Consider the following 11,684-nt stretch of genomic DNA (forward strand, 5'->3'; position numbering starts at 1 on the left):
TCTCCTCATACATGGGCGGAGACGCGGCCCGCCTTCCGATCGTTCTGCATCATGCTGGTGACTGCCGCGACCGTGCTGGTCGCGATGGCATGGCCGCGCTCGTCGATGCCGCTCCACGATGCGTGGCGTCCGCGCGGATCGATCTCCAGTAGCTTGACATTTGCGGACACACGCGAGCCGTCTCTGACGATGCCGCGGAGCGCGCCGTCGAGCGGCGCAAACACCGGCGTGCCGCCGAGGGAGCCGAGCTGCAGCCCTTTATAGACGCGTGTTCCGATATCGACCGGCGTATGCCAGACGCCCTCATGATCCGAATAGACAAAGCGTTCGCGGCCGGCATCTCCGAGGCTGCGCGCCTTGCCATCCGCAAGCTGCGTCGTGCCATGCGAAACGACCGTTCCGGTTGCGCAGGGATGCGTCTCGATCGCCACGTCGCAGTTGAGACCGACCGCAAAGCGCGGCCCGATCCCGACCGCGATGCCGGCGACGCCGCGCAGGTCCGGCGTGGTGAGATGTTTCTGCATCCGGGCGTCGACGATCACGGCGGGATAGCGGAAGGCGATGATGTCGGTCAGGTGCATCTCGGTCACCGCAATGCGGTCGCCCTCCCGGTGAATCCGCGCAATGTCGGCCACTGCGTCGGCGCGCACGGCGACAACTCCGGCAAGCTCACGATGCTCACCGAACAGCACGTCGTGAAACGCCATGCCGCGCCGGATCACCGGCGGGAATGCGTCGTGACACATCACGACCGCAAACCGCGCATCACTCAACTTGCTCGCGACTGCGGACGCGATCTCGTTTGTGCCAAGCACAAGCGCGAGGGGTTTGGGTGCGTTCGGATGCCAGGTGATGGCCGCGGGCTTCATCGGAGATCCTCGTGTTGCGAGAACCGTCGTAGCAAGCGGCGCGCCAGTCGCCGAAACCGATTTCAACCACTTGAGTTCTTGCAGGAAAATCCAGTTCTGCCCCACTCGCAAGGTTTCAGCTGTATTGTTCAGTATATAACAATACATCCTATATTGTCGTGGATATAACAGCGTGAAGCGGCGCTGTTCGAGAGAGGGGGCGGGAGGTGCCTCAGGCGGAAGGCTCGCGCCGGACCAGCGCGACGCCTTTGACCTGGACATAGACCTCGAGGCCGGTCTTGAGATCGAGTTCGTTCCAGGAGCGCTCGGTCACGCGCGAGAGCAGCCTTGCGCCTGCGCCGTCTGCGCCCAAGCCGAGCAGGGCGGTGACCCGGTGATCGGACTGGCTGCGGATGCTGAGGATCTTGGCCGGGAGCACGTTCACGATGGTGCTCCGGCTCGGCTGTTCGCGCGCCAGGCTGACATCGTCGGCCAGCACGCGCAGGCGACGGCTGTCGCCGATCCGCAACGGTTCGGCCGGCACCAGGAACTGGCCGCCGGGAACGGCGAGCGTTGCCGTGCCATCCGCTTCGTTCTGGGCAACGACCGTCGCATCGAGGCTGACCGCGGCGTCGCGCGACACGGAGAGCGGCAGCGACAGATCGGCCTGCAGGTCGGTGAGCAACCCGGCAGCAATCACACCGCCGCTTCTCATCAGTACGAGCTGATCGGCGAGCCGTTCAACCTCGGCCATGTCGTGGCTGATATAGAGGATCGGCAGGTCAAGCGCGCCGTGCAGCCGCTCCAGATAGGGCAGGATCTCGTCCTTGGTCATCTGATCCAGGGCCGAGAGCGGCTCGTCCATCAGCAGGAGCTTCGGTTGGCTCAGCAGAGCGCGGCCGATCGCGACGCGCTGGCGTTCGCCGCCGGAGAGGTTGCGCGGCGAGCGCTCCAGCAGCTTCTCAAGCCCGAGCAGGGCGACGACCTCGTCGAAAGCAATCGCGCCGACACCGGCTTGCCCGGAATACCCGTACATCAGGTTGCGGTGAACCGAGAGATGCGGAAACAGATTGGCTTCCTGGAATACGTAGCCGATCGGTCGCTGGTGCACCGGGCGGAACGATTTTTCGTCCTGCCACACATCGCCGGCCACCGAACAGAAGCCTGTCTTCAAGCGATTGAGGCCGGCGATGCAGCGCATCACGGCCGACTTGCCGCAGCCCGAGGGACCGAAGATCGCCGTGACGCCGAGCGCCGGAAGCTCGAACTGTGCGTTCAGCTCGAAGCGTCCGAGGCGCCCGCGAAAATCGACCTTGATCGTGTTGGAGGTCATGGCGCTAATCGGGTGACCTTCTTCTCGATCAGCATCATGGCGAGAATGACGCTGAATGAGAAGACGACCATGCCGAGCGCGAGCACGGAAGCCTCGGCCCATTGCGAGGTCTCGACGTAATCATAGATCGCGATCGACAGCACCTTGGTCTTTCCGGGGATGTTGCCGCCGATCATCAACACCACGCCGAACTCGCCGACGGTGTGGGCGAAGCCGAGAATGGCGCCGGTCAGGAAGCCGGGGCTCGCCAGCGGCACCGCGACGGTCCAGAACGCACGCCAGGGCGAAGCGCGCAGGGTGGCTGCGGCTTCCATCGGCCTGTCGCCCATCGCGTCAAAGGCGTTGCGGATCGGCTGCACCACGAACGGCATCGAGAACAGGACCGAGCCGATCACCAGGCCCGGAAACGTGAAGGCTAGGGTGCGTGCACCCCAAAGCGAGGCCAGCAGGCCGCCAGGTCCGTTCGGACCGAGCGCAACGAGAAGGTAGAAGCCGAGCACCGTCGGCGGCAGCACGAGCGGGATCGCCACCAGCGCCGCGACGGCCTCCTTCCACCAGCGCTTCGAGCGCGCCAGCCACCAGGCGACCGGCGTTCCCACCAGCAGAAGGATAGCCGTCGTAAGCGAGGCCAGCTCGAGCGTCAGCCAGACCGGTTGCCAGATATCGCCGGAGAGAGTCATGGCGTGCGGACGTGTTTTTCCGACCCTCCCCCTCCAGGGGAGGGTGATAGCTCAGCTCCCACGATTCCGAGCCGATCTACACTCATTTCCGCCTACGAGCCCGACTTCGGATCGAGCGCATAGCCGAACTTTTCGATCACGGCGCGGGCTTCGGGGCTTCTCAGGAAAGCGAGGAAGGTGGTGGCGGCCTCGTTGCCGGCCGAAGATTTCAAGAGCACGGCATCCTGCCGGATTTCGCTGTAGAGGTCCTGCGGCACCAGCCAGCGTGATCCGCCGGCATTCGGCATCAGCTGCGACAGCGCCACGAAGCCGATTTCGGCATTGCCGGTGTCCACGAACTGGAAGGCCTGCGAGATGGTGTTGCCCATCACGATCTTGGACTGCAGCGTGTCGTAGAGCTTGAGCGCCTTCAAGGTTTCCACCGCTGCGGCCCCGTAGGGTGCTGCGGTCGGATTGGCGATCGAGAGCTTGTTGAAGGCGGCCGCTTTCAGGGTCTCTTCACCCTTTACGGCATTGGGATCCTTGCTCCAAAGCACCAGCTTTCCGATCGCATAGGTGAAGCGGCTGTCGGCTACGCCCAGCCCTTCGTCGACCAGTTTTTTCGGCCTCTCATCGTCCGCGGAGAGCAGGATCGCGAACGGCGCATTTTCCTTGATCTGGGTGTAGAACTGACCGGAGGCGCCGAAGCTCAGTACGGCCTCGTGGCCGGTCTTGGCCTTGAACAGCGCGGCGATCTCCTTCGCGGGCTCGGTGAAGTTCGCGGCCACGGCAATGTTCGCGCTGCCGGCGAATGCAGCTGCGCTGCTGAACAGGCAGGCCGTGGCGCAAAGGGCGGCGACCAGCGCCGAGCGGATCAGTTTCATCACGTTCAACCTCATTCCTTCATCGCGCCGACAGACGTCAGCCCAGAGGACCGTTCGCTCCGTCCGGCGCTTCCGTCGCCGATGTCGCAAAGCCGACGGTGCGATCTGCGTCCAAGATATGGTGCAAGTGCCATTCCATTCCCGTGGATCACATCGGCTCTGTCCGCAATATGCTATATCATCCCGTATACATGACGGTAAACGGGCTGGACCGGGCGCGTCAACGATCGTTGTCGTCAAGCGGCTTGTGGAACGGGCCGTCCGGGGCGAGCGGACGGCCTGTCGGAAATGCGACAAACTGCCGACGTCAGGCCCAATCGCGCGGGAGCGGTCAGCCCTTGACCGCATCCGGCAGATAGCGCGCCCCCTCCTTGCCGAGGAAATCCAGCATTGCCTGGGCGGGCGGTAACAAAAGCTTGTCGGCCCGCCGGATCGCATGCCATTGGCGGATGATTGGCAGTCCTGGAATCTTAAGCGCGATCAGCCGGCCCTCTTCGAGCTCGTGGGAGACCGTGTGCTGTGAGATGAAGGCGATGCCGAGACCCGCGATCACAGCCTGTTTGATGGTCTCGTTGCTGTCCATCTCCATGCTGATTTTCGGCTGTAATCGGTTCTTCCGGAAAAAATCCTCCATCAGCATGCGCGTCCCCGACCCGACCTCGCGGATGATGAAGACCTCGCCCGCGAGATCGGTGGGCGCGATCCGCCGCTTTCTGGCGAGCCAGTGCCCCTGCGGTGCGATCACGACGTGCGGGTGTTTGCCGAGCGGCCGCATATCGACCTGGATGTCGGCGGGCGGCCGCCCCATGATGGCGATATCTAGGTCGTAGCCCCGTAGCGCCTCGCGGATAGTGTCGCGATTGCCGACCCGCAAGCTCACGTCGATCTTCGGGAAGCGGCGGGAAAATTCAGCGATCGCGAACGGTACGAAATATTTCGCCGTACTGACGGCGCCGATCGACACGCGCCCGCCGCTGCGGCCGGCGATCATCTCGAGTTCCTGTTCGCAATCGAGCATTGCAGCTTCGACACGTTCGGTCAGCACGAGCACGCTGCGCCCGGCGTCGGTCAGGACCATGCCGTCCGCGGTTCGCTGGATCAGCGGCAGGCCGGCAAGCTCCTGGAGGTTACGGATCTGCAGGGTTACGGCCGGTTGCGTCAAATGGAGGCGGCCGGCCGCCGACGTCACCGAGCCGGAGGTCTGGACTGCCGCGAGCGCGCGGAGCTGCCGGATGGTCAAATCGCGCGAAAAGCGCTTCGCCATGATCCTCCTCCCATAAAAAATTCTTTTGTCGATCCAAAGATAAAGAAATTTCCCTAATCGCGCAATTCGCGCCTTGATAGGCGTGCGGCGATGCTGAAACGTCGCAGCGTCAAGCCCGAACAAGAGGGGCGGGCGGTACGGGAGGGGGCACATGGACCAACATCTGACATTGCAGGCTCATCTCGCCGCGCAAGGCGCCGAAACGTCCTGTGCTGCGGTTATCGAAGCGCTGGCGGCAGCCGCGCGCGATCTCGCTCGGCTGATTGCCGTTGCCCCCCTCTCGGACGGAAATGACGGCGTCGCCGGGTTCAATTCCGACGGCGATGGACAAAAGCAGCTTGATCTCGTCGCCGACGGGCTGATGCGGGAGGCGCTGCGCCAGGCGCCGGTGGCCGGCATCCTGTCCGAGGAGGTCGATCTGCCGGAAACGGTGGATGCGCTCGCGCCGCTCTGCGTCGCGATCGATCCGTTGGACGGCTCGGCCAATCTCGAGAACAACGTCTCGGTCGGCACCATCTTCTCGATCAGGCCACGTGGCCGTGACGTCGTCTCGAGCTTCTTCGAGCCGGGCACCGCTCAGCGCGCGGCGGGCTTCTTCATCTATGGACCGCAGACATCACTGGTGCTGGCGATCGACCGGCGCGTCGATCTGTTCGTGCTCCATCCGTCGCTGCGCGAGTTCGTGCTTGCCAAGACGAACGTGCGCATTCCGCAGGATACGCCTGAATTCGCGATCAATGCCTCGAACCGGCGGCACTGGAATGGCGCGGTCCGCAATTATGTCGACGAATGTCTGTCCGGCACGGCCGGGCCGCGCGGCCGCGACTTCAACATGCGTTGGATCGCGTCGCTGGTGGCTGAAGCCTATCGCATCCTGATACGCGGCGGCGTGTTCCTCTATCCGGCAGATCTGCGTCCCGGCTATCGCGAAGGCCGCCTGCGGCTGGTGTATGAGGCGCATCCGATGGCCCTGATCATGGAATGGGCGGGAGGCGCAGCGTCGAACGGCCGCTCGCGCGTCCTTGAACTGTCGGCCCGCTCGCCGCACCAGCGCGCGCCGCTGATGATGGGCGACGCTCGCGCGGTGCGCGACCTCGACATCCTGCATGAAGGCGTCGAGCCGCTGTTCGAAAGCAGCGACGCGCCGCTGTTCGCGCGCCGCGGCCTGTTCCGCTGAGGAGGGCTCCATGTCACGTCGTCATCCCATCATCTCGATCACAGGCTCCTCGGGCGCCGGCACGACGTCGGTCAAGAAGACGTTCGAGAACATCTTCCGCCGCGAGAACGTCAAGGCGACCTATATCGAAGGCGACGCGTTCCATCGCTACGACCGCGAGGAAATGCGGCGCAAGATGGTCGAGGAGCAGGAGCGGGGCAACAAGCATTTCAGCCATTTCAGTCCCGATACCAATCTGTTCGAGGAGCTGGAAAGGACCTTTCGCGACTATTCCGAATCCGGCACCGGCATGACGCGCCACTACGTGCATGATGAGGAGGAAGCGCGCCTCTATGACGGACGTCCGGGTACATTCACGGAATGGACGCAGCTGCCCGGCGACTCCGATCTCTTGTTCTATGAAGGGCTCCACGGCGCCGTTGTCACCGAGAAGGTGAATATCGCGAAATATGCCGATCTGAAGATCGGCGTCGTCCCGGTTATCAATCTCGAATGGATCCAGAAGCTGCATCGCGATCGCGCCTCGCGCGGCTATTCGACCGAAGCGGTAACGGACACGATCCTCCGGCGCATGCCGGACTACGTGAACTACATCATTCCGCAGTTCTCGGAGACCGACATCAATTTCCAGCGCGTGCCGACCGTCGACACGTCAAATCCTTTCATCGCGCGCTGGATCCCGACTCCGGACGAATCGATGGTGGTGATCCGCCTGAAGAATCCCCGCGGCATCGATTTCCCCTATCTGCTCTCGATGATCCCGCAGAGCTTCATGTCGCGGGCCAATTCGATTGTCATTCACGGCGCAAAGCTGGACCTCGCGATGCAGCTGATCTTGACGCCGATGATCCTGCAACTGATGGAACGAAAGAGGCGCACGCTATGACCGCAATGGCCCTGCAAACCGTGGCTGCAAAGCCGGAGATCAGGCACGCCGAGATGGCGAACGCCATTCGCTTTCTGGCGATCGACGCGGTCGAGAAAGCAAAGTCGGGGCACCCTGGGATGCCGATGGGCATGGCCGATGTCGCGACCGTGCTGTTCTCGCAATTTCTCAAATTCGACCCTGCCGATCCAACCTGGCCCGATCGCGATCGCTTTGTGCTGTCGGCAGGCCATGGCTCGATGCTGCTCTATGCGCTTCTTCATCTGACGGGCTACGAGGCCGTGACGCTCGATGAGCTGAAATCGTTCCGGCAATGGGGCACGAAGACACCGGGGCATCCCGAATATGGCCATACGCCGGGGGTCGAGACCACGACCGGGCCGCTGGGCCAGGGGATCGCAACCGCGGTCGGCATGGCGCTGGCCGAGCGGATGATGAATGCGCGTTACGGTGACGACCTGGTCGATCACCACACCTACGTGATCGCTGGCGACGGCTGCCTGATGGAAGGCATCAGCCACGAGGCGATCTCGCTGGCGGGACATCTCAAGCTCAACCGCCTCATCGTGCTGTTCGACGACAATCATATCTCGATTGACGGCTCGACCTCGCTGGCCTGTTCGGATGATCAGCTGGCGCGCTTCGCGGCATCGGGCTGGGCGACGCGCCGGATCGACGGCCACGATCCCGCGGCGATTGCCGATGCGATCGCACAGGCGCGGCAAAGTGATCGTCCCAGCCTGATTGCGTGCCGAACGACGATCGGCTTCGGCTCGCCGGGACGGCAAGGATCTGAAAAGGCGCACGGCGCGCCGCTCGGTGCGGAGGAGGTCGAGAAGACGCGCGTCGCCTTGAACTGGCCGCACCGGCCATTCGAAGTCCCGGCCGACGTGCTGGTGAGCTGGCGCGAGGTCGGCGCGCGCGGCCGCGCCGAACGTGAGGCGTGGAAGGAGCGAACGCGGCGGCTCTGCGCGGGTGGGCGATCGCCCTGTCATGATGCGTTGAACAAGAAATTGCCCGCAGCCTACGCCGAGCAGATGTCGCAGTTGCTGGCGCAACTCACGACCGAAGGACCGAAGATCGCGACGCGCCAGGCGTCGCAGATCGTGATCGACGTGATCGCCCAGGCGTTGCCCAATCTGTTGGGTGGTTCGGCGGACCTGACCCACTCCAACCTGACCAAGGCGAAGACGCAAAAGCCAGTCACGCCCGATACGATGGACGGCAACTATATCCATTACGGCGTGCGTGAGCATGCGATGGCGGCTGCGATGAACGGCATTGCGCTGCACGGCGGGTTCATTCCGTATGGGGGCACGTTCCTCGCGTTCGCCGATTACAGCCGTCCCGCGATCCGGCTCGCGGCGCTGATGGGCATCCGGGTCATCCATGTGATGACGCATGACTCGATCGGGCTCGGCGAGGATGGCCCGACCCACCAGCCCGTGGAGCATGTGCCGGCCTTGCGCGCCATCCCGAACCTGCTGGTATTTCGCCCCGCCGATGCGGTGGAGACAGCCGAGGCGTGGGATTGCGCGCTGCGGGCCGAGGCCTCGCCTTCGGTGCTTTGTCTCTCGCGTCAGGCGCTGCCGCCGTTCCGGACAGAGCCGTCCGACCACAATCGCGTGGCGCTCGGCGCTTACGTCGTCGATGAGCCCGAGAGCGGACGCGACGTCACGCTGATCGCGACCGGCTCGGAAGTCGCGATCGCGCGTGAGGCCGCCACGCTGCTTGCCGCCGACGGCGTGCGCGCCGCAGTGGTCTCGGCGCCATGTTTCGAACTGTTCCGTCAGCAGCCTTCCGAGTACCGCGCTGGCGTCCTCGGAGAGGCGCCGCGGATCGGCGTCGAAGCCGCGGTCGAAGGCGATTGGGGGCGCTGGCTCGGCGACAGCGGCGAGTTCGTCGGTATGCACGGCTTCGGCGCATCGGCGCCTGCCGACGTCCTCTACCGTGAATTCGGCATTACAGCCGCCGCGGTCGCCGATGCAGCATTGCGCAGCATCATCCGCGCGCAAGCGACCTGAAGATTCAGACAACACGGGACGGAGACGGACAAATGGCGCGGATCACCTTGAGGCAGTTGCTGGATCACGCCGCCGAGCGCGGCTACGGCGTGCCGGCGTTTAATATCAACAATATGGAGCAGGGGCTTGCGATCATGGAGGCGGCGGCCGCCGTCGACGCCCCCGTGATCATCCAGGCCTCGCGCGGCGCGCGCTCCTATGCCGGCGACATCATGCTGGCGAAGATGATCGACGCGCTGGAAGAGATGTATCCGCAGATACCGCTCTGCCTGCACCAGGACCACGGCAATGACGAGGCCACCTGCGCGACCGCGATCAAGTACGGCTTCACCTCCGTCATGATGGACGGCTCGCTCAAGGCCGACGCCAAGACCGCGGCCGATTACGACTACAATGTCGATATCACGCGGCGCGTCGTCGAGATGGCGCATTGGGTCGGGGCGTCCGTCGAGGGCGAACTCGGCGTGCTCGGCTCGCTCGAGCATGGCGGCGGCGAGCAGGAGGACGGTCACGGCGTCGAAGGCAAGGTGAGCCACGACCAGCTGCTGACCGATCCCGTGCAGGCCGTCGACTTCGTCCGTGCGACCAAGGTCGATGCGCTCGCAATTGCGATGGGGACCTCGCATGGCGCCTACAAATTCTCGCGCAAGCCGGATGGCGACATCCTCGCCATGCATGTGATCGAGGAGATCCACCGCCGGCTGCCGAACACGCATCTGGTCATGCATGGCTCGTCCTCGGTGCCGCAGTCCTTGCAGGACATGTTCAACGCCTTCGGCGGCGAGATGCCGCAGACCTGGGGCGTACCGGTCGAGGAGATCGTCCGCGGCATCCGGCACGGCGTGCGCAAGGTCAATATCGATACCGACTGCCGGCTCGCCATGACCGCAATATTCCGGAAAGTGGCGTCGCAGTCGGGGGTCGAGTTCGACCCGCGTAAATTCCTAAAGCCCGCGATGGACCAGATGCGCGAGCTGTGCCGCGAACGGTTCGAGCAGTTCGGTACCGCCGGCAACGCGTCGAAGATCAGGGTGATCCCCCAGGCGGAGATGGCCAAGCGCTATCGCTCCGGCGCGCTCGACCCACGGATCGGGGGAATGACCGAGGCCGCGTGAAGTAGACCCACAACGAACAGGAGGAACACATGAACGATCAGTCGATCACAGTGCGCGGCAAGGATCGCTACAAGTCCGGCGTGATGGAATACAAGCGCATGGGCTATTGGGAGCCGTCCTATCAGCCCAAGGACACCGACGTCATCGCGCTCTTCCGCGTCACGCCGCAGGATGGCGTCGATCCGACCGAGGCTTGCGCTGCGGTCGCCGGCGAATCGTCGACTGCGACCTGGACCGTGGTGTGGACCGACCGACTCACGGCGGCCGAGAAGTATCGCGCCAAATGCTACCGCGTCGAGCCGGTGCCGAACTCGCCCGGCAGCTATTTCGCCTATATCGCCTATGATCTCGACCTGTTCGAGGCGGGCTCGATCGCCAATCTGACTGCGTCGATCATCGGCAATGTGTTCGGCTTCAAGCCGCTGAAGGCGCTGCGGCTCGAGGACATGCGGCTGCCGATCGCTTATGTGAAGACCTTCCAGGGGCCGGCCACAGGAATCGTGGTCGAACGCGAACGGCTGGACAAGTTCGGGCGGCCGCTGTTGGGCGCCACCGTCAAGCCGAAGCTTGGCCTGTCCGGGCGCAACTACGGCCGCGTGGTCTATGAGGCGCTGAAGGGTGGACTCGATTTCACCAAGGACGACGAGAACATCAATTCGCAGCCGTTCATGCATTGGCGCGAGCGCTTCCTCTACTGCATGGAGGCTGTGAACAAGGCGCAGGCGGCGACCGGCGAGATGAAGGGTACCTATCTCAACGTCACCGCGGCGACCATGGAGGACATGTATGAGCGCGCCGAGTTCGCGAAGCAACTCGGCTCCTGCATTGTCATGATCGATCTCGTGATCGGTTACACCGCGATCCAGTCGATGGCGAAGTGGGCGCGCAAGAACGACATGATCCTTCACCTGCACCGCGCCGGACATTCGACCTACACGCGGCAGCGCTCGCACGGGGTTTCGTTCCGCGTCATCGCCAAATGGATGCGGCTCGCCGGCGTCGACCACATCCATGCCGGCACCGTGGTCGGCAAGCTCGAAGGCGATCCGAACACCACGCGCGGCTACTACGACATCTGTCGCGAGGATTTCAACCCGATGCGGCTCGAGCATGGGGTGTTCTTCGACCAGCCTTGGGCCAGCCTCAACAAGATGATGCCGGTCGCCTCCGGCGGCATCCACGCCGGGCAGATGCACCAGCTCCTCGACCTGCTCGGTGAGGATGTGGTGCTGCAGTTCGGCGGCGGCACCATCGGTCATCCTCGCGGCATCGCCGCCGGCGCGACCGCCAACCGCGTCGCGCTGGAAGCGATGATCCTCGCCCGCAATGAGGGGCGCGACTACGTGCATGAGGGCCCGGAGATCCTGGCCAGGGCGGCGCAGAGCTGCACGCCGCTGCGTGAGGCGCTCGAGGTCTGGAAGGACGTCACGTTCAACTATGAATCGACCGATACGCCGGACTTCGTTCCGACCGTCACGGCTGCGGTGTAAGAGG

Annotated in this window: 10 protein-coding genes; 5 read left to right on the plus strand and 5 right to left on the minus strand. The window is 64.0% G+C overall.

The features are described 5' to 3' along the window. Positions 1-5 precede the first annotated feature (5 nt). The 5 genes from ACQR1W_RS16305 to ACQR1W_RS16325 all read right to left on the minus strand — a co-directional run bounded on the left by ACQR1W_RS16305 (position 6) and on the right by ACQR1W_RS16325 (position 4,988). A complete protein-coding gene (locus tag ACQR1W_RS16305) occupies positions 6-869 on the minus strand; it encodes a xanthine dehydrogenase (RefSeq protein WP_434851712.1) in 864 nt (287 codons plus the stop codon). A 211-nt stretch (positions 870-1,080) separates the two neighbouring features. Further along, positions 1,081-2,181, minus strand: coding sequence for a molybdenum ABC transporter ATP-binding protein (gene modC / locus ACQR1W_RS16310; RefSeq protein WP_434851713.1), 1,101 nt, complete (start codon positions 2,179-2,181; stop codon positions 1,081-1,083). Then, on the minus strand, positions 2,178-2,861 hold the full coding sequence (gene modB, locus ACQR1W_RS16315) for a molybdate ABC transporter permease subunit (RefSeq protein ID WP_434851714.1): 684 nt from the start codon (positions 2,859-2,861) through the stop codon (positions 2,178-2,180). The genes modC and modB overlap by 4 nt, the downstream gene beginning before the upstream one ends. 92 nt (positions 2,862-2,953) lie before the next feature. Next, positions 2,954-3,724 (minus strand): molybdate ABC transporter substrate-binding protein, encoded by a 771-nt coding sequence (gene modA / locus ACQR1W_RS16320; RefSeq protein WP_434851859.1) that lies wholly within the window; start codon positions 3,722-3,724, stop codon positions 2,954-2,956. Between the two features lie 331 nt (positions 3,725-4,055). Beyond that, a complete protein-coding gene (locus ACQR1W_RS16325) occupies positions 4,056-4,988 on the minus strand; it encodes a LysR family transcriptional regulator (RefSeq protein ID WP_008973713.1) in 933 nt (310 codons plus the stop codon). 151 nt (positions 4,989-5,139) lie between these two features. Here ACQR1W_RS16325 and ACQR1W_RS16330 point away from each other — a divergent pair, with 151 nt between their 5' ends. Genes ACQR1W_RS16330 through ACQR1W_RS16350 form a run of 5 tightly spaced genes read left to right on the plus strand, consistent with a single transcriptional unit; the run spans position 5,140 to position 11,680 of the window. Then, a complete protein-coding gene (locus ACQR1W_RS16330) occupies positions 5,140-6,165 on the plus strand; it encodes a class 1 fructose-bisphosphatase (RefSeq protein ID WP_434851715.1) in 1,026 nt (341 codons plus the stop codon). A 10-nt stretch (positions 6,166-6,175) separates the two neighbouring features. Beyond that, complete coding sequence (locus tag ACQR1W_RS16335) at positions 6,176-7,051, plus strand: phosphoribulokinase (protein WP_008973711.1); 876 nt, start codon at positions 6,176-6,178, stop codon at positions 7,049-7,051. After that, positions 7,048-9,075 (plus strand): transketolase, encoded by a 2,028-nt coding sequence (gene tkt / locus ACQR1W_RS16340; RefSeq protein WP_434851716.1) that lies wholly within the window; start codon positions 7,048-7,050, stop codon positions 9,073-9,075. The genes ACQR1W_RS16335 and tkt overlap by 4 nt, the downstream gene beginning before the upstream one ends. Before the next feature lie 32 nt (positions 9,076-9,107). Beyond that, positions 9,108-10,190 carry a class II fructose-bisphosphate aldolase gene (gene fba, locus ACQR1W_RS16345; protein WP_008973709.1) on the plus strand — a complete coding sequence of 361 codons (1,083 nt, stop codon included), beginning with the start codon at positions 9,108-9,110 and terminating at the stop codon, positions 10,188-10,190. A gap of 29 nt (positions 10,191-10,219) precedes the next feature. Beyond that, on the plus strand, positions 10,220-11,680 hold the full coding sequence (locus ACQR1W_RS16350) for a form I ribulose bisphosphate carboxylase large subunit (protein WP_434851717.1): 1,461 nt from the start codon (positions 10,220-10,222) through the stop codon (positions 11,678-11,680). Positions 11,681-11,684: the final 4 nt, after the last annotated feature.

It is taken from the genome of Bradyrhizobium sp. HKCCYLS1011 (assembly GCF_051167795.1).
Taxonomy (GTDB): Bacteria; Pseudomonadota; Alphaproteobacteria; order Rhizobiales; family Xanthobacteraceae; genus Bradyrhizobium.

Bases quoted from the DNA above. Each gene is read 5' to 3' on its own strand.
- ACQR1W_RS16305 (WP_434851712.1), bottom strand. From the start codon at position 869: ATGAAGCCCGCGGCCATCACCTGGCATCCGAACGCACCCAAACCCCTC.
- modC (WP_434851713.1), bottom strand. From the start codon at position 2,181: ATGACCTCCAACACGATCAAGGTCGATTTTCGCGGGCGCCTCGGACGC.
- modB (WP_434851714.1), bottom strand. From the start codon at position 2,861: ATGACTCTCTCCGGCGATATCTGGCAACCGGTCTGGCTGACGCTCGAG.
- modA (WP_434851859.1), bottom strand. From the start codon at position 3,724: ATGAAACTGATCCGCTCGGCGCTGGTCGCCGCCCTTTGCGCCACGGCC.
- ACQR1W_RS16325 (WP_008973713.1), bottom strand. From the start codon at position 4,988: ATGGCGAAGCGCTTTTCGCGCGATTTGACCATCCGGCAGCTCCGCGCG.
- ACQR1W_RS16330 (WP_434851715.1), top strand. From the start codon at position 5,140: ATGGACCAACATCTGACATTGCAGGCTCATCTCGCCGCGCAAGGCGCC.
- ACQR1W_RS16335 (WP_008973711.1), top strand. From the start codon at position 6,176: ATGTCACGTCGTCATCCCATCATCTCGATCACAGGCTCCTCGGGCGCC.
- tkt (WP_434851716.1), top strand. From the start codon at position 7,048: ATGACCGCAATGGCCCTGCAAACCGTGGCTGCAAAGCCGGAGATCAGG.
- fba (WP_008973709.1), top strand. From the start codon at position 9,108: ATGGCGCGGATCACCTTGAGGCAGTTGCTGGATCACGCCGCCGAGCGC.
- ACQR1W_RS16350 (WP_434851717.1), top strand. From the start codon at position 10,220: ATGAACGATCAGTCGATCACAGTGCGCGGCAAGGATCGCTACAAGTCC.